The organism is Variovorax sp. Varisp36, assembly GCF_047304235.1.
Classification (GTDB): Bacteria; Pseudomonadota; Gammaproteobacteria; order Burkholderiales; family Burkholderiaceae_C; genus Variovorax.
The window spans coordinates 16,974-34,759 of the sequence record NZ_JBGLYU010000039.1; the positions used below are offsets into that span (position 1 = coordinate 16,974).

14 protein-coding genes are annotated in these 17,786 nt (G+C 67.8%); 5 read left to right on the forward strand and 9 right to left on the reverse strand.

Annotation, left to right across the window (positions count from 1 at the left end; genetic code table 11):
• Positions 1-9: 9 nt before the first annotated feature.
• Positions 10-1,110: a hypothetical protein gene (locus tag ACCD11_RS20920; protein ID WP_413315311.1), complete on the reverse strand. Its 1,101-nt coding sequence runs from the start codon at positions 1,108-1,110 to the stop codon at positions 10-12.
• A 173-nt stretch (positions 1,111-1,283) separates the two neighbouring features.
• On the opposite strand from ACCD11_RS20920, the gene putA reads away from it, so the two are divergent.
• Positions 1,284-5,012, forward strand: a complete 3,729-nt coding sequence (putA, locus tag ACCD11_RS20925; RefSeq protein WP_413315312.1) for a trifunctional transcriptional regulator/proline dehydrogenase/L-glutamate gamma-semialdehyde dehydrogenase — start codon at positions 1,284-1,286, stop codon at positions 5,010-5,012.
• 20 nt (positions 5,013-5,032) lie between these two features.
• On the opposite strand, the gene ACCD11_RS20930 is transcribed toward putA, so the two are convergent.
• The 5 genes from ACCD11_RS20930 to glmS form a co-directional block, all read right to left on the reverse strand.
• Complete coding sequence (locus ACCD11_RS20930) at positions 5,033-5,425, reverse strand: carboxymuconolactone decarboxylase family protein (RefSeq protein ID WP_007836531.1); 393 nt, start codon at positions 5,423-5,425, stop codon at positions 5,033-5,035.
• A 120-nt stretch (positions 5,426-5,545) separates the two neighbouring features.
• Positions 5,546-7,744 (reverse strand): catalase/peroxidase HPI, encoded by a 2,199-nt coding sequence (katG, locus tag ACCD11_RS20935; protein ID WP_413315313.1) that lies wholly within the window; start codon positions 7,742-7,744, stop codon positions 5,546-5,548.
• Positions 7,745-7,891: 147 nt separating this feature from the next.
• On the reverse strand, positions 7,892-8,383 hold the full coding sequence (locus ACCD11_RS20940) for a hemerythrin domain-containing protein (protein WP_413315344.1): 492 nt from the start codon (positions 8,381-8,383) through the stop codon (positions 7,892-7,894).
• 319 nt (positions 8,384-8,702) lie between these two features.
• A complete protein-coding gene (locus ACCD11_RS20945; protein ID WP_413315315.1) occupies positions 8,703-9,854 on the reverse strand; it encodes a serine hydrolase domain-containing protein in 1,152 nt (383 codons plus the stop codon).
• 244 nt (positions 9,855-10,098) lie between these two features.
• Positions 10,099-11,979 (reverse strand): glutamine--fructose-6-phosphate transaminase (isomerizing), encoded by a 1,881-nt coding sequence (gene glmS / locus ACCD11_RS20950; RefSeq protein WP_413315316.1) that lies wholly within the window; start codon positions 11,977-11,979, stop codon positions 10,099-10,101.
• Positions 11,980-12,118: 139 nt separating this feature from the next.
• Between glmS and ACCD11_RS20955 the strand changes: the two genes are divergently transcribed.
• Positions 12,119-12,610: an Lrp/AsnC family transcriptional regulator gene (locus ACCD11_RS20955; RefSeq protein WP_413315317.1), complete on the forward strand. Its 492-nt coding sequence runs from the start codon at positions 12,119-12,121 to the stop codon at positions 12,608-12,610.
• Between the two features lie 12 nt (positions 12,611-12,622).
• On the opposite strand, the gene glmU is transcribed toward ACCD11_RS20955, so the two are convergent.
• Positions 12,623-14,050: a bifunctional UDP-N-acetylglucosamine diphosphorylase/glucosamine-1-phosphate N-acetyltransferase GlmU gene (gene glmU / locus ACCD11_RS20960; protein ID WP_413315318.1), complete on the reverse strand. Its 1,428-nt coding sequence runs from the start codon at positions 14,048-14,050 to the stop codon at positions 12,623-12,625.
• A 49-nt stretch (positions 14,051-14,099) separates the two neighbouring features.
• On the opposite strand from glmU, the gene ACCD11_RS20965 reads away from it, so the two are divergent.
• Entirely contained in the window at positions 14,100-14,936 is an 837-nt protein-coding gene (locus ACCD11_RS20965) for a DUF6279 family lipoprotein (protein WP_413315319.1), read from the forward strand.
• Between the two features lie 13 nt (positions 14,937-14,949).
• Here the strand turns inward: ACCD11_RS20965 and ACCD11_RS20970 are convergent, their stop codons facing one another.
• Positions 14,950-15,720 (reverse strand): Crp/Fnr family transcriptional regulator, encoded by a 771-nt coding sequence (locus ACCD11_RS20970; protein ID WP_007831507.1) that lies wholly within the window; start codon positions 15,718-15,720, stop codon positions 14,950-14,952.
• 91 nt (positions 15,721-15,811) lie between these two features.
• Between ACCD11_RS20970 and ACCD11_RS20975 the strand changes: the two genes are divergently transcribed.
• On the forward strand, positions 15,812-16,228 hold the full coding sequence (locus ACCD11_RS20975; RefSeq protein ID WP_007831506.1) for a BLUF domain-containing protein: 417 nt from the start codon (positions 15,812-15,814) through the stop codon (positions 16,226-16,228).
• Between the two features lie 76 nt (positions 16,229-16,304).
• Here the strand turns inward: ACCD11_RS20975 and ACCD11_RS20980 are convergent, their stop codons facing one another.
• A complete protein-coding gene (locus ACCD11_RS20980; protein ID WP_056597326.1) occupies positions 16,305-16,622 on the reverse strand; it encodes a DUF2917 domain-containing protein in 318 nt (105 codons plus the stop codon).
• Positions 16,623-16,795: 173 nt separating this feature from the next.
• Here ACCD11_RS20980 and ACCD11_RS20985 point away from each other — a divergent pair, with 173 nt between their 5' ends.
• On the forward strand, positions 16,796-17,779 hold the full coding sequence (locus tag ACCD11_RS20985) for a LysR substrate-binding domain-containing protein (protein ID WP_007831501.1): 984 nt from the start codon (positions 16,796-16,798) through the stop codon (positions 17,777-17,779).
• The last annotated feature ends 7 nt before the right edge of the window (positions 17,780-17,786 follow it).

Below are 17,786 nucleotides of genomic sequence, written 5' to 3' on the forward strand. Positions count from 1 at the left end.
CTGCTCCGATCAGCGAGAAGGGCCGACCAGCGCGGCGCGTGCCGCCTCGGAGGGAAACACGCAGGCCACGTCGTGCGCGCAGCCCGGCACTACCACGACCTCCCGGCGCTTGTCCGGCGCAAGCAGCTTGCGGTCGTACTGCGCATAGGCCAGGCCGCGCTGCATGCGAAACGAGCCTTGCGCAAGCGCCGCGCAGGACTTGTCGAGCACGCGGTATGCCGTGCCCTTCGCGTCGTTGCTGTCCAGCGCGCCTTCGAGATAGCTGATGTCGGCCTGCACGTACTGCTGGCGCGCCTGCGCGGCGGTGCGCCCGAAGTAGGCGGGCAGGCCGTCGGTGCCGTATTTCCAGCGGTTCATCTGCGGGCACGCGGATGCGTCAGGCACGGAGAAGCCGGTCACGGAGGCGCCGTCAGGCGAGAGCTGCGGACGCACCGGATCGAAGTAGAGCCAGGTGCTCGGATCGGCCACCACGTAGCGCATCGCCGGATTGCCCGCCGCCGTGCCGTCGTGCTGCGTGAAGGCGATGTAGCGCTGCACGAACTGTCCGCCCGCCGAGAAACCCGCGACGGTGATGGTGCGCAGGCTGGGCCAGCGCAGCGCGATGTCGGCCACCAGCGCGTCCATCACCGCGAAGGACCCGACGCGGCTGCCCGAGGCCGAGCGCGCGCCTTCGAGCCAGGAGCCGCAGGTCCACAGCAGGTCGCCGGGCTGCGCGACGGGCACGCCCACCGTGTTGCAGCGTCCGGCCACCGCCTTGTCGGCCGCGACCTGGAAGAGCGGCGCGATCACCAGCGTGTCGCCGAGCGCATCGGCGTTGCGAAGGGTGCTCAGCGCTGCCTCGAATGTCTTGTTGGCGTCGCGCGAATGGCCGTGCATGGCGATCAGCGCTTTCGTCGGCCCGGCGGTGGCGCCTGTCGCCGGTGCATCGGGATCGAGCGAGGAGTAGTAGTGCAGCGCGCCTCCGGCTCCTGGCGGTGTGAAGCTGCGGAAGCATCCAGCGGCGGCCGAATTCAAACAGGTGGAGGCATCGGCCGTTGCCGCATGCGTCGGCCAGGGCGCGATGCACGCGGCCGCGAGGGCCAAGGAAAAGAACCATCTGTAGCTGAGCATGTTCGTGCGACTCCCGGGATGGAACGGAACGCGGATTCTCTGCCCACCGCCCCCGACGAACCTGACTTGTCCGCTGCTTTACATAGCGTTTTACTCTATCGAAGCGCCGTTCTTTGAACACAAATTCGGCATCGGGACGCGGATCATCCAACAATTCCCAGCACAAACCTCCCATGAGCCCCGACCCTCTGCCCTCTTCCTTCACGGCATTCGCCGACGGACTGCCGCCCGATCCCTCGCCGCTGCGCGCCCTCATCACAGCGGCCTGTCGCCGCCCCGAACCGCAGGCACTGCCACCGCTGCTCGCGCAGGCCCGGCTGCCCAAAGGCCAGGCAGAGGAAGCACAGGAACTCGCCCACCGCGTCGCGCAGCAATTGCGCGACCGCAAGAACGCAGGCGGCCGCGCCGGCCTCGTGCAGGGCCTGCTGCAGGAATACGCGCTGTCGTCGCAGGAAGGCGTGGCGCTGATGTGCCTGGCCGAGGCGCTGCTGCGCATTCCCGATGCCGAGACGCGCAACGCGCTGATCCGCGACAAGATCGCGCACGGCCAGTGGCAATCGCATGCGGGCCGCAGCCCTTCGGTGTTCGTCAACGCCGCGACCTGGGGCCTGCTGCTGACGGGCAAGCTCGTGGCCACGCACAGCGAAACCAGCCTGTCGGCCGTGCTCACGCGCCTGATCGGCAAGGGCGGCGAGCCGCTGATCCGCAAGGGCGTGGACATGGCGATGCGCATGATGGGCGAGCAGTTCGTCACCGGCGAAACCATCGCACAGGCGCTCGGCAATGCGCGCGAGCTGGAGGCCAAGGGCTTTCGCTATTCGTACGACATGCTCGGCGAAGCGGCGCTCACCATGGAAGACGCGAAGCGCTACCGCATGGCCTACGAAGAGGCGATCCACGCGATCGGCAAGGCCTCGAACCACCGCGGCGTGTACGAAGGGCCGGGCATCTCGATCAAGCTCTCTGCGCTGCACCCGCGCTACAGCCGCGCGCAGTACGCGCGTGTGATGGCCGAGCTGTATCCGGTGCTGCGCGAGCTCGCGCTGCTGGCGCAGCAGTACGACATCGGCCTGAACATCGACGCCGAGGAAGCCGACCGCCTCGAACTCTCGCTCGACCTGCTGGAGCGGCTGTGCTTCGAGCCGGCGCTCGCGGGCTGGAACGGCATCGGCTTCGTGATCCAGGCGTACCAGAAGCGCTGCCCGTTCGTGATCGACTTCGTGGTCGATCTCGCGCGCCGCAGCCGGCACCGGCTGATGGTGCGCCTGGTGAAAGGCGCCTACTGGGACAGCGAGATCAAGCGCGCGCAGATCGACGGGCTCGGCGGCTACCCGGTCTACACGCGCAAGGCCTACACCGACGTGTCGTACCTCGCCTGCGCGCGCAAGCTGCTCGATGCGCCCGATGCCGTCTACCCGCAGTTCGCGACTCACAACGCCCACACGCTGGCCGCGATCTACACGATGGCGGAGCCGTCGCGCTATCAGCCGGGGCAATACGAGTTCCAGTGCCTGCACGGCATGGGCGAGCCGCTGTACGAACAGGTGGTCGGCCCGCTCGGGCGGCCGTGCCGCATCTACGCGCCGGTGGGCACGCACGAGACGCTGCTGGCCTACCTGGTGCGCCGCCTGCTGGAGAACGGTGCCAACACCTCGTTCGTGAACCGCATCGCGGACCCGGCGATCCCGCTCGACGCGCTGGTGGAAGACCCGGTCGCCACGGTCGAGCGCATGGCTGCGCAGGAAGGCACGATGGGCCTGCCGCATCCGGCCATTGCGCTGCCCGCGGCGCTGTACGGCCAGCAGCGCGCCAACTCGCAAGGGCTCGACCTCGCAAACGACGACAGCCTTCGCGCACTGGGCCATGCGCTGGCCGGCAGCGCCCTTGAAAACTGGCACGCGGCGCCGATGCTCGCGCAAGCCGTGCCGCACGGCGAGGCGGCCGACGTCGCCAATCCCGCCGACCATCGCGACATCGTCGGACAGGTTCAGGAAGCCACGCTGGCCGACGTCGAATCGGCCATTGCCCAGGCCCATGGCATCGCTCCGGCATGGGCCGCCACGCCACCCGCCGAACGCGCCGCCCTGCTCGAACGCGCCGCCGGCAAGCTCGAGGAAGGCATGCCCCGGCTGCTCGGCCTGCTGACGCGCGAGGCCGGAAAAACGTTCGCCAACGCCATCGCCGAAGTGCGCGAGGCTGTCGACTTCCTGCGCTACTACGCGGCGCAGGCGCGCAGCGACTTCTCGAACGACACCCACCGCGCGCTCGGCCCGATGGTCTGCATCAGCCCGTGGAACTTTCCACTGGCGATCTTCACCGGCCAGGTGGCGGCCGCGCTCGCGGCGGGCAATCCGGTGCTGGCCAAGCCAGCCGAGCAGACACCGCTCGTCGCGGCCGAGGCGGTGCGCGTGCTGTGGGAGGCCGGCGTGCCGCGCGCCGCGGTGCAGCTGCTGCCCGGCCGGGGCGAAACCGTCGGCGCCGCGCTGGTGGCGGACGCGCGCGTGCAGGGCGTGATGTTCACCGGCTCGACGGAGGTGGCGCGCATCCTGCAGAAGACGCTCTCGCAGCGGCTGGGCGCGCATGGCGCACCCGTGCCGCTCATCGCGGAGACCGGCGGGCAGAACGCAATGATCGTCGACTCGTCGGCGCTCGTGGAGCAGGTGGTCGCGGACGTGATGGCCTCGGCCTTCGACAGCGCCGGACAACGCTGCTCCGCGCTGCGCGTGCTGTGCGTGCAGGAGGAAGCGGCCGACCGGCTCGTCGAGATGCTCAAGGGCGCGATGGCCGAGGCCTCCATCGGCAACCCCGCGCGGCTGGCCGTCGACGTCGGCCCGGTGATCGACGCCGAGGCGCGCGACGGCATCGAGCGCCACATCGCGGCCATGCGCTCGAAGGGCCGCAAGGTCTTCCGCCAGGCCCGCGAATACGCGCACGACACGCGCAACGGCACCTACGTGGTGCCCACGCTGATCGAGCTCGACAGCATCGCGGAGCTACAGCGCGAGGTGTTCGGACCGGTGCTGCACCTCGTGCGCTACCGCCGCCGCGACCTGGGTGCGCTGGTCGGGCAGATCAACGGCACGGGCTACGGGCTGACGCTGGGCGTGCACACGCGCATCGACGAAACCATCGCGCAGATCGTGGAGAACGCCAAGGCGGGCAACGTCTATGTGAACCGCAACATCGTCGGCGCGGTGGTGGGCGTGCAGCCGTTCGGCGGCGAGGGCCTGTCGGGCACCGGGCCGAAGGCCGGCGGGCCGCTGTACATGCTGCGCATGCTGTCGGCGCGGCCCGACGATGCGATGGCGCGCGCGGTGGCGGATGCCGCTTCGGCGCCGCAGGCCGGACTGTCGGCGCTGTCGCGCTGGGCGCAAGCCACCGGCCGCCCCGCGCTGGCGGCGCAATGCGCGCGCTTTGCCGCGCAGTCGCGCTCGGGCAGTTCGCGCACGCTGGCCGGCCCGACCGGCGAGCGCAACGTCTACACGCTGGCGCCGCGCGAAGCGGTGCTGTGCCTGGTCGACCCGGGTGCGGATGCAGAAGCGGACCGGCTGGCGCAGCTGGCCGCCGTGCTGTCGGTCGGCAGCACCGCGATCTGGCCCGCCGACGCCACCGCACAGGGCCTTCGCGCTTCGCTGCCGGCCGAAGTGCAGCAGTGCGTGGCCATCGCGAACGACTGGGCGTCCGACACAGTGGTGTTCGACGCCGCGCTGCGCCACGGCAGCGCGCAAGGCCTGCCGGGCGTGATGCAGCGCATCGCGGCGCGCCCGGGCCCGATTGTCGGCGTACGCGCCTTCGCGCCCGGCGACGCGGACATACCGCTCGAAAGCCTCGTGGTGGAGCGCGCACTCAGCATCAACACGGCTGCGGCCGGAGGCAACGCGAGCCTGATGACGATCGGCTGAACGCGCGCCGCCGACACCCGCTATTTGTCGAAGGCCGGATCGACGGGCACGCGGTAGCCGTTCACCAGCCGGTTGGTCTCGTTGGCCATGCCGACCACGGCCATCAGCTCGGCGAACATCGCGGGCGTCATGCCGGCCTTCTCGGCACCGGCGTGATGGCTCGCGATGCAATAGCCGCAGCTGTTGGTGACGCTCACGGCGAGATAGACCATCTCCTTCACGACCGGGTCGAGCGCGCCGGGCGCCATCACTTCCTTGAGGCTGCTCCAGGTGCGCCTGAGCGTGGCCGGGTCGTTGGCGAGGTACTTCCAGAAATTGTTGACGTCCGGCACGTTGCGCGTGGTCCTGATGTCGTCGAAGACCGCCCTGACTTCCTCGGAAGCGGCGGCGTATTCGATGGGCTGGGGTTTCATGCAAGGCTCCTGGTGTCGAAGGCTGTTGTCCTTGAATACGCCCGAGCCTGGTTCGGGACTCTCCGGAACCAGGCTCGGGCTGTATTGCTGCTCGGCGCGGCCGCGACCGGCCGCCCGCAATCACCGCAGGTCGAAGCGATCGAGGTTCATCACCTTGGTCCAGGCGGCCACGAAGTCCCGCACGAAGACCTGTTGCGAATCGCCGGCCGCATAGACTTCCGCGACCGCGCGCAGCTGCGAGTTGGAACCGAACACGAGGTCGGCCACCGTGCCCGTCCACTTGAGCGCGCCCGTCTTGCGGTCGCGTCCCTCCAGCACGCCGTCGGTCGTCGCGGACTTCTTCCACCCGGTGTTCATGTCGAGCAGGTTCACGAAGAAGTCATTGCTGAGCGTCTCCGGGCGCTTGGTGAAGACACCGTTGCCGGACTGGCCGACGTTCGCATTCAGCACGCGAAGGCCGCCGACCAGCACCGTCATCTCGGGCGCGGTGAGGGTCAGCAGCTGCGCCTTGTCGAGCAGCAGCCCCGCGGCGGACGCCCCGTCGATCCCCTTGCGGAGATAGTTGCGGAAACCGTCGGCCTGCGGCTCCAGCGGAGCGAAGGAGACAGCGTCGGTCTGCGCCTGCGAAGCGTCCATGCGTCCCGGCGAGAAGGGCACCGTCACGTCCTGTCCGGCCTTCTTCGCCGCGGCCTCGACCGCCGCATTGCCGGCCAGCACGATCAGGTCGGCGAGCGAGACCTTCTTGCCGCCGGACTGCGCGCCGTTGAACTCCTTCTGGATGCCTTCCAGCACCGACAGCACCCTCGACAGCTGGGCCGGCTGGTTGGCCTCCCAGTCTTTCTGCGGCGCGAGGCGGATGCGCGCACCATTGGCGCCGCCGCGCTTGTCGCTGCCGCGGAAGGTCGAGGCCGAGGCCCAGGCCGTGCCCACGAGTTGCGATACGGTGAGGCCCGAGGCGAGGACCTTGGCCTTCAGCGCCGCGACGTCCTTGTCGTCGACCAGCGGATGGTCCACGGCGGGAATCGGGTCCTGCCAGATCAGCTCTTCCTTCGGCACCAGCGCGCCGAGGTAGCGGGCACGCGGTCCCATGTCGCGGTGCGTCAGCTTGAACCAGGCGCGGGCGAACGCATCGGCGAATTCCTGCGGGTTGGCCATGTAGCGGCGCGAGATCTTCTCGTAGGCCGGGTCCATGCGCATGGCCATGTCGGCGGTGGTCATCATCGGGGCGTGGCGCCTGGCCGGGTCATGCGCATCGGGCACGGTGTCCGCGCCGGTGCTGCCCTTGGGCTTCCACTGGTGCGCGCCCGCGGGGCTCTTGGTGAGTTCCCATTCGTAGCCGAACAGCGTCTCGAAGTAGCTGTTGTCCCACTTGGTGGGCGTGGGGGTCCAGGCACCTTCGATACCGCTGGTGGTGGCGTGGACGCCGATACCGCTTTCGAAGCTGTTCTTCCAGCCCAGGCCCATTTCCTCGATGTCGGCGCCTTCAGGCTCCGCGCCGACCTTGGCCGGGTCGCCCGCGCCATGGGCCTTGCCGAAGGTGTGGCCGCCTGCGGTCAGCGCCACGGTCTCCTCGTCATTCATGGCCATGCGGGCGAAGGTCTCGCGGATGTCGCGCGCCGAGCCGAGCGGGTCGGGGTTGCCGTTCGGTCCTTCGGGGTTCACGTAGATCAGGCCCATCTGCACGGCGGCCAGCGGATTGGCGAGCTCGCGGTCGCCGCTGTAGCGCTCGTCGGCCAGCCACTTGCCTTCCGGCCCCCAGTAGATGTCCTCTTCGGGCTCCCAGATGTCCGGGCGGCCGCCGGCGAAACCGAAGGTCTTGAAGCCCATCGACTCCAGTGCGACGTTGCCGGTGAGGATCATCAGGTCGGCCCAGGAAATCTTGCGGCCGTATTTCTGCTTGATCGGCCACAGCAGCCGGCGCGCCTTGTCGAGGTTGCCGTTGTCGGGCCAGCTGTTGAGGGGGGCGAAGCGCTGCGCGCCGTTGCCCGCGCCGCCGCGGCCATCGGAGGTGCGGTAGGTGCCCGCGGAGTGCCAGGCCATGCGGATGAACAGCGGGCCGTAGTGGCCGTAGTCGGCGGGCCACCAATCCTGCGAATCGGTCATCAGGGCTTGGAGGTCCTTGATCACCGCGTCGAGGTCGAGGCTCTTGAACTCCTCGGCATAGTCGAACGCCTCGCCCATGGGATTGGACTTGGCGGTGTGCTGGTGCAGCAGCTTCAGGTTCAGCTGGTTGGGCCACCAGCCTGCATTTGCCGAAGCACCCGTCATGGAGTGCGTGCGCGCATGGCCCGGGAAGGGGCACTTCGTTTCATCGGACAAGGGGTTCTCCTTTGGTTGTCGATCACTCGCGATCGGAGCCAGTCTAGGTTTGGACTGTCCCTTCAACAACCAGATTGAGCATATTGATCTCATAGCGCATTGCTATGAGATCGCCTTCGGTCTTGCGGAGAACCCCTGCGCGCGAACTCAGGCCATGGCGCCGAGTTCCTCCATCAGCTCTTCCTTGCGCGCGGCCAGCTGCCCGCGCATGGCGACCAGGTCCAGGCCGCGGGCGGCGCGCGCCTTCACGAAGATCTCGTTGCGCTCCTCCTTCACATGATGGTCGATGTATTCGCCAAGGACGATGACCTTGGCATCGAACTTTTCGTCGATCTCCGTGGCTTCCTGGATCTGCGCGATCAGGTCCTTGGCGCTTGCATGCTCCACCTCGGCTTCGTCGAGCAAGTCCGTCTCCTTGATGGCCGCGCGCACCGCGGGGTAGAAGATCTCTTCCTCTATCTGTGCATGGACGGTGAGTTCCGTGCAGATGTGGTTGGCGAGTTCGCGCTTCTTGCTCTCCGCAGAAGCCGCGCGCGAGTGAGCGAGTTCCTCATACTCCTTGAACAGCTTCTTGACGTTGCGATGGTCGGTGTCCAGGAGGCTGCAGGCGTCGGGCTCCGCGCGTCGGGAAGTAGGCATCATGGGCTCCAGTTGAGTTGTGGGGAGCCCGAAAGATGAAGCGGCGAGGCCGGCAAATTCGTAGGAAAACTCCGTGTCCGCATAGCGGCGCCGATCACCCGCTGCAACAAATCGATATCGCCCGGGCAAAGTTTGCTGCGAAGCTTCTAGTCTGGTTCGTACGGGCTGGACATTCACAAAAAGGAGGCGCAGCAAGCGGAACGGAGCGCGCGATGACTGCCCGCTGCCGCTGCCGCTGCCGCTGCCGCTGCCGATGCCGATGCCGATGCCGATGCCGATGCCGAAGGTAGCTGCCTGCTGGTTGACTCGCAGGCCGCTGCTAGAGGCAGACATCGAACGTCTCGCAAAGCAGGTTGTCGAGCCCTTCGCGCAGCAGATGGAAACGGAACAGCTTGTGCGGTCCCGGCAGGATCTTGTTGCTCAGCGGCTCGGCCAGCCGCAGGCCGCCATCGCTGTTGGTGAACATGATGAAGCCGTCTCCAGTTCGCGGCGATGCGATCACGAAGGCTCGGTAGCCGGGGTTGTTGCCCCAGTGCCAGATGAGGGTGTCGGCCTTGTCTTGTTCGAGGCCCCAGCCCAGTCCCCAGCTCAGATTCAGCTTCGGGTTCACCGGCACTGGGGACTCGACGATCTGTCGCAGCGAGCGTTCATCGTTGAGCAGCGCCGCGAGGAAGAGGCCGTAGTCGTGCGCGCTGGTGTAGAGCGTGAACGCGGACACTGGCGTGAGGAAAGGCCGCAGCTTCATCGGTGCGCCATCCTTGCCCACGCGTGGGACGATGTATTTCTCCAGGCGCGGGTTGCTCGAGTATCCGCTGCGGGTCATGCCGAGCGGCTGGAACACCTGGCGCTCCATGAAGTCGTCGAGCTTCTCGTTCGTGACCGCCTCGACGGCGCGCTGCAGCAGCACGTAGCCTTCGCCCGAGTATTGCCACCGCTCGCCGGGCTTGCGGTCGAAGCCCAGAGGTCCGCCAGCCCAGTTGGGCAGACCGGAAGTATGGTTCAGCGCCATGCGCACCGTGACCGCCTGCAGGCGCGCATCGGACACCAGATCGGCTTGCGAATCAGCGAGATGCGGTCGAAAGCTGTGCCAATACCCGTTCGGCAGGTACTTCGCCACCGGCGCGTCGAGGTCCATCTTTCCTTGCTGCACCAGCATCAGCACTGCGTACGCAAACACGGGCTTGCTGAGCGAAGCGGCCTCGAAGACGCTATCGGGCGTCGTTGGCGAGTCGGTCGTGCATCCCGGCGCCGCATCGACGGCCTGGAGCTGGCGATTCCTGACCACCGCGATGGCGACGCTGCAGATGCCGTAGCGGGTGGCCATCTGCCGCAGCGTGTCGTGCGGCGGCGAGGGATCAGGCTCGGTGCGGCTGGCGGCGCAACCGATGCACAGCGCCGCGATCGCGCTCCACAGCACGGCGAGTGGCGCGGCTCTCGAGCGGCGGAAAGGGCCGGAAACGTATCTGGGCATGGGCTTCAGTTAATTCGGTCGCGTGCTCTCGCTGGTGATCGATCCGGGTACCCCATACCGCCAACGCTTGCCCCCGCCGATGGGTTGCCTCAGACATCAACGCACTGTCCCGGACATTAATGGCAAAGAACCTGCCGCTGGAAAAAGCGCCCTTGAACTCAGTTTGAGTTGTGAGTGCGACAGACTCTATTGTTCTCGACCGACTTTATTGTGATCGGGCAAAGCACCTGGCGTTCGCCCGCACTCACTCCACCGTCACGCTCTTCGCCAGGTTGCGCGGCTTGTCCACGTCCGTCCCCCGCGCACACGCCGTGTGATACGCCAGCAGCTGCAGCGGCACAACGTGCAGGATCGGCGAGAGCGCGCCGTAGTGCTCCGGCATGCGGATCACGTGCAGCCCTTCGTTGCTCGTGATCTTCGTGTCGCCGTCGGCCAGCACGTAGAGCACGCCGCCGCGCGCGCGCACTTCCTGCAGGTTGCTCTTGAGCTTCTCGAGCAGCGCATCGTTCGGTGCGACGGCCACCACGGGCATCTCGCTCGTCACCAGCGCGAGCGGGCCGTGCTTGAGCTCGCCGGCGGCGTAGGCCTCGGCGTGGATGTACGTCACTTCCTTGAGCTTGAGCGCGCCTTCGAGCGCGATCGGGTAGTGCAGCCCGCGGCCCAGGAACAGCGCGTTGTCCTTGCGCGCGAAGTCCTCGGCCCAGCCGATGATCTGCGGCTCCAGCGCCAGCACCGACTGCAGCGCGACAGGCAGGTGGCGCATCTCCTTCAGGTAGCGCGCCTCGTCGGCTTCGCTCAGCCGGTCCTTCGCCTGCGCGATGGCCAGCGTGAGCAGGAACAGGCCCGCGAGCTGCGTGGTGAAGGCCTTGGTCGACGCCACGCCGATCTCCACGCCCGCCCGCGTGATGTACGCCAGCTTGCACTCGCGCACCATCGCGCTGGTGGCCACGTTGCAGATGGTCAGCGTCTGCTCCATGCCCAATGAGCGCGCATGCTTCAACGCGGCCAGCGTGTCGGCGGTTTCGCCCGATTGGCTGATGGTGACGACCAGCGTCTTCGGATCGGGCACGGAGTCGCGGTAGCGGTATTCGCTCGCGATCTCGACCTGCGTGGAAATCTTCGCGATGCCTTCGAGCCAGTACTTGGCGGCGCAGCCGCTGTAGTAGCTGGTGCCGCAGGCGAGGATGAGGATCTTGTCGATGTCCTGGAACACGCGGTGGGCGCTGGCGCCCGTGGCGCCATCCTGGCCGACGCCGTCGAACAGCTCGGGCACGATGCCTTCCACGCCTTCGAGCGTGTCGCCGATGGCACGCGGCTGCTCGAAGATTTCCTTCTGCATGTAGTGGCGGTAGGGGCCGAGCTCGGCCGCGCCGCTATGGGCCTGCACGGTGCGCACAACGCGCGTCACGGGCTTGTGGTTCCTGTCGACGATCCAGTACTTGCCGGGCTGCACGTCGACCACATCGCCTTCTTCGAGGTAGATGATCTGGTCGGTCACGCCGGCCAAGGCCATCGCGTCGCTGGCGAGGAAGTTCTCTGCGCCGTCCTTGCCCGCACCAAGGATCAGCGGCGAACCCGCGCGTGCGCCGACCACGCGCTGCGGTTCGTCGCGGCAGATCACGGCGATGGCATAGGCGCCGTGCAACTGCAGCACGGCGGCCTTCACGGCTTCGAACAGGTCGCCGTCGTAGAGGCTGTCGACGAGGTGAGCGATGACCTCGGTGTCGGTCTGGCTCTCGAACACGTAGCCCCTGGCTTCAAGCGTGGCGCGCAGGGCTTCGTGGTTTTCGATGATGCCGTTGTGCACGAGCGCAATGCGGCCTGGGCGCGCGGCCGGCGCATCGGCACCGGGGCCATGGCTGAAATGCGGGTGGGCGTTGTGCACCGCCGGCGCACCGTGCGTGGCCCAGCGCGTGTGGGCGATGCCGGTGAGGCCTTCGACTTTGTCGTCGCGCACTTGCGCCACGAGGTCAGCCACGCGCGAGGTGGTGCGCGCGCGCGTCAGGCCGCCGGCATGCACCGCCACGCCGCACGAGTCATAGCCGCGGTATTCGAGCCGCTGAAGGCCCTGGACCAGGACCGGAACGATGTTGCGATGGGACGCTGCCCCGACGATGCCGCACATGGTGAGCTGCCTTTTGAATGGAGAGGAGCCTGAATGGTAGGCAGGCCAGAAAGAAATATGTCTTCTTAATACCGATAGTTTTGACTTTTTATTTCATGCTATTACATGTATGGATTTTTATTCCATAATTTCACCGAATATGGAATCAATATCGCTAGATTCAATAGACCTGCGCCTGCTCGACGCCCTTCAGCGCGACGCCTCGCAGACCAACCAGCGCCTGGCCGCCGATGCCGGCATCTCGCCGCCCACCTGCCTGCGCCGGGTGCAGCGGCTGCACGAGCAAGGGCTCATCGAACGCCAGGTCGCGCTGCTGTCGCCCGACCGGCTCGCCGCGGCGCTGGGCCACGGCCTGCAGGCGGTGATCGAGATTTCGCTCGACCGGCAGGACGCCGCATCGCTCGACGCCTTCGAGGCCCGCGTGATCGCAGACGACGCGGTGCAGCAGTGCTGGCGCGTGTCGCCGGGGCCGGACTTCGTGCTGGTGGTGGCCGCGCGCGACATGCCGGACTACGGCGCGCTCACGCAGCGCCTGTTCACGGCCGATGCGAACGTGCGCAACGTCAAGGCCTTCTTCAGCCTCAAGCGCGCCAAGTTCGAGCCCAAGGTGCCGCTGGCACCCCGGGCATGAGGAAGAAGGCGATCAGGCCTTCGGTTTTTTTTGCGGGCGCTTCCAGTTCGGGAAACTGACCTGCTTGCCGCGCGCCACGGTCAGCGCGCCAGGCTCGGTCGACTTGTTGATGGTCGACCCACCGCCGATGGTGCCGCCCGCGCCGATGGTGACCGGCGCCACCAGCACGCAGTTGCTGCCCACGTGCACGTCGTCGCCGATCACGGTGCGGTGCTTGTTGGCGCCGTCATAGTTGGCGGTGATGCTGCCCGCGCCGTAGTTGACGCGCTCGCCCACGGTGGCGTCGCCCAGGTACGCCAGGTGGTTGGCCTTGGCGCCGGGGGCCAGCGTCGAGTTCTTGACCTCGACGAAGTTGCCGATGTGGACCTCCGCGCCCAGTTGCGCGCCGGGACGCAGCCGCGCGAAGGGGCCGACGAGTGCGCCCGCACCCACCGTCACGCCGGCCTTCTCGCCGTCGACGTGGGTGAACGGGTGGATCACTGCACCGGCCTCGATGCGCGCATTGGCAATCACGCAGTTGGCACCGATGCGCACGCCCTCGCCCAGCGACACCACGCCTTCGAAGATGCAGTTGACGTCGATCTCCACGTCGCCCGCGCATTCGAGCGTGCCGCGCAGGTCGAAGCGCGCCGGGTCGGCCAGGCGCACGCCCTGCTCCATCAGCGCGTTGGCCTGGCGCAGCTGCCAGGCACGTTCGAGCGCCGCGAGCTGGGCGGGGCTGTTGATGCCGGCCACCTGAAGGGCATCGGCGGTGACGTGCGCGACCACGGGCACGCCGTCGGCGGCGGCGAACTTCACCACGTCGGTCAGGTAGTACTCGCCCTGCGCGTTCCTGTTGTCCAGCCGCGCGAGCCAGCCCTTGAGCAGGCGCGCGGGCACTGCCATTACGCCGCTGTAGATCTCGCGCACGGCACGCTGCGCTTCGCTTGCGTCCTTGTGCTCGACGATGGCAGTGACCTCGCCACCGCCCGCCGCGCGGATGACGCGTCCGTAGCCGCTCGGGTCGTCGAATTCGATGGTCAGCAGCGCGAGCCGCTGTCCCCCGCTGGCCGCGATGAGCGCACGCAGCGTGTTCTCGCCGATCAGCGGCACGTCGCCCGACAGCACGACCACCGTGCCGTCGTCCGGCAGCAGCGGCGCGGCCTGCTGCACCGCGTGGCCGGTGCCGAGCTGCGGCTCCTGGCGCGCGAAGCGCAGCGTGGCACCAGGGATGCCGCTGTCCAGCGAAGCCTCGACTTCGGCCGCGCCGTGCCCGGTGACAACCACCACGCTGCGCGCACCGATTCGCGCGGCGGTGCCCGCCACATGCGCCAGCAGGGCGCGGCCACCCAATCGATGCAACACTTTGGGCAGCCTGCTTTTCATGCGCGTGCCCTTGCCGGCGGCCATGATGACGATGTCGACCGGCCCCTGGTTGTCTTGTTGCGGAGTTTGATTCATGCGTTTTTCTTCCCGATTTCGTTGCGCTGCAGTGGCGCGGATTATCGGCGTGCTGCTTGCCGCCGCCGCCCTGGGCGCCTGCAGCGCGATCAAGCTGGCCTACAACAACCTGCCCACGGTGAGCTACTGGCGGCTCGACGCCTACCTGGACTTCAACGGTGCGCAGACTCCGAAGGTGCGCGACGAACTCGAGCAGTTGCTGGCCTGGCACCGGCAGAACGAGCTGCCGCGCATCGCCTCGCTGCTGCAGGAGGCGCAGGCGCTGGCGCCGGGCGAGGTGACGCCGGCACAGGTATGCGCCATGACCGACCGCATCCGCGAGCGCCTGCTGGCCGTGACCGAGCGCGCCGAGCCCGCTGGTACCGAACTGGCGCTCAGCCTGAGCGAGTCCCAGCTGCAGCAGCTGGAACGCAAGTACGCGAAGGTCAACGCCGAATACCGCAAGGGCTGGCTCGAGCGCACTCCGGCGCAGGTGCAGGAAAAGCGCTACGACCGGGCCCTCGACCGGGCCGAGGATTTCTATGGCCGGCTCACCGACGAGCAGCGCGACCTGCTGAAGCAGCAGGCGGCGCAGTCGGTGTTCGACCCGCGGCTGACGGATGCCGAGCGCCGCAGGCGCCAGCAGGACGCACTGGCGGTGCTGCGCGGCTTCGTCGCCGGCAAGCCATCGCCCGCCGAGGCGCGCGCCGCGCTGCACGACTACATCCAGCGCATCGCTGAGCCGCCGCCCGGACCCTGGCGCGACCAGCAGCAGGCGCTGCTGCAGGAAGGCTGCCGCAACACGGCGGCGCTGCACAACAGCACCACCGCCAGCCAGCGCGCGCAGGCGGTGCGCCGGCTGCAGGCCTACCAGGAAGACCTGCGCCAGCTGACGGCCACGCGCTGAAGGGCCTGCCTCCTCAGATCAAGGGCGTGGGACGCATCGGGCGCTCGAAGTAGTCGCCCAGCTTTTCCAGCGCATGCGGCTCCATGATGCGCAGCCAGCCGGCGTCGATCTTGTAGAACCCCAGGCGCTGCAGCCGCCGCAGCGTCTTGTTGGTGTGCACCAGCGAGAGCCCGAGCGCGTCGGCGATGTGCTGCTGGTTGAACGGAAACTCGACCCAGCCGTCGCGCACCATGCCCACGCGTTCCGCGCGGCGGTACAGGTGCATCAGCAGCATGGCCACGCGCTCGGCGGCGTTGCGCCGCCCCGAGGTGACGAGGCTGTCGTCGACCATCTTTTCTTCGCCCGCCACCAGCCAGGTGATGTCGTAGCCGAGCTTGGGCTGGGCATGGAACAGCTCCCAGAGCCGCTCGCGCGAGAACGCGCACAGCGTGACGTCGGTCACCGCCTCCACGCCGTGCGTGTGGCCGTCGGCGAACTCGTCCTGCAGACCGAGGAAGTCGCCGGGCAGCAGGAAGCTCAGTATCTGCCGCCGGCCGTCGCTCAAGGTCTTGTAGCGAAAGGCCCAGCCCGAATAGAGGGTGAAGAGCTGCGGGCTGCGCCGGTGCTCGTCGATGATCGAGCTGCCGGCTTCCACCCGCCGGGAGCCGACGCGAAACGCCTGGATGGTCGCGAGTTCTTCGCCCGAGACCGGCAGGAACGCATCGAGGCGGCGCAATACGCACTGGTCGCACGGATTCATGCCCTGGGGAGGCGACGCGGCAACGGGGTAGTCCTCGAATTTCACGCTTCACTATAGGCCGTTCGCCTGTGTCTTTTGACATTTCGCGGCGTCCCCGGCTTTCCTACACTGCGCACGTCCTCCCCTCACCAGACGCATGACAGACGAACAACCGCAGAAACTCCCGCTCCACGAGGTCCTTTACTGCAGCACGCTGGCCCAGGACCAGTCCCCGGCTACCGTGGGGTCGATCACTTCCCAGGCACGCGCGCGCAACGCGGAGCGCGGCATCACGGGGCTGCTGGTGTTCGACGGCCTGCGTTTCTGCCAGCACCTGGAAGGCCCGCGCGAGGCCGTCGACATGCTGATGCGGCAGATCGAGAAGGATCCGCGCCATGTCGACGTCAGGGTGCTCTACGAGGCCCCCCTGGAGGCCCGCCGCTACAGCGGCTTCGGCATGGGGCTGGCCGAATGCGAGGGCCTCGACCTGATGGCCGGCGTGCACGTGCTGGACGGCGAGGCGGCCCTTCGGCACTTCCTGGACCTGCGGCCCAGCTTCGACATCAACTGCTGAATGGAGCGGCCGGTTCCCCAAAAAGAGAAAAGCGGCCGGAAGGCCGCTTTTTCAGCTCCTGGAGGCGGGCGGTCGATCAGGCGTTGTCCCAGCTGTAGGTCGCGCCGTAGCCGTCCCACGCCTCCATCACGATGCGCTGGCCCGCGGCCACCGTCAGCGATTCGCCGGGTGCGAGCACCAGGTCTTCGCTAGGATTGCGCAGCGTGGCGTCGGGCGTGATCCACACCCGGCCCTGCTTGACCCGCAGGATGCTGGCCGACCGTGCCTTCAGGCTCATCGCCTCGCCGGGCGCGATCTGCCAGGCGCCACGGCGCACGGCCGGCGGAACGGCGGCGGCGCGGGCAGGAACGGACAGGGGCGAGAACGATTCGGTGGTGCAGACAGCGGTGGACATGGTGTAACTCCTTGGGCTTTGCCGAAGCGCTTGACAGAAAGAGGCAATAGCGCAGTTCGGGAATGAATGATCGTTTCTACGGCGTTGGCGGTCCAATGAAAACGAGTTAGCCTACTGATGCGTGTTCAGCATCAATCGACCTGGACGCCGACTCGCCCTCCAAAGTCATACCCATGCAACATTCGCAGACCCATTTGCGCTCCCGCCCGATCTCCGCCGGGCACCTGCGCGCCTTCGAGGCGGTGGCCCGGCACCTGAACTTCCGCGCCGCAGCGGAAGAAATGGCGCTGACCCAGTCGGCCGTGAGCCGCCAGATCCAATCGCTCGAGGAAGAGGTGGGCGTGGCCCTGTTCCTGCGCCATACGCGCGCGGTGGAGCTCACGAGCGCCGGCGCCCTGCTGCTGCTGGCGGTGCAGCAGTCGCTGCCGCGCATCGACATGGCCGTGCGCCAGATCCGCCAGAGCGCGGGACGCCAGAGCGTGTCGCTGACCACCTTTGCCTCGTTCGCCTCGATGTGGCTGATCCCGCGGCTGGAGGCCTTCCAGCGCGACAACCCCGAGATCGACATCCGCATAGACGCCAGCGACGTCGCGGTCGACCTCGAAGTGGCAGACGTGGACATCGCCCTGCGCTACGGCCCGCGTGAAAGCATGCCCGCCGGCGCCGTGCGCCTGTTCGGCGAAACGCTGACGCCCGTGGCCAGCCCCTGGCTGCTGAAGAGCAACCCGCCCATCAAGACGCCCGCGGACATCACCCGGTTCACGCTGATCGAGGCCGGCGACGCGCACCGCACGCACCTGGAGTGGCTGACCTGGCGCCGCTGGTTCGAGGTGAACGGGCTGGAGCGCGCACAGCCCAAGCGCTGGCTCTATTTCAACTACGCCTACCAGATGGTGCAGGCCGCGCTCACCGGCCAGGGCGTGACGCTGGCGCGCAGTTCGCTGATTGCCGAGAGCCTGGCCAACGGCGACCTGGTGGAGGTGCTGCCGCAGCACCGCATGGACTCGCCGATGTCCTACTGGCTCATCGCCGGGCCGCGCAATGCGCTTCGCCCGGAGATCAGGGCCTTCTGCGACTGGCTGCAGCTGCAGGCCGTGACCACGCGCGAAACCATCGGCGAGGTGCCCGATCCGGACACCGTCGACAACATCGACTGACCGAGCC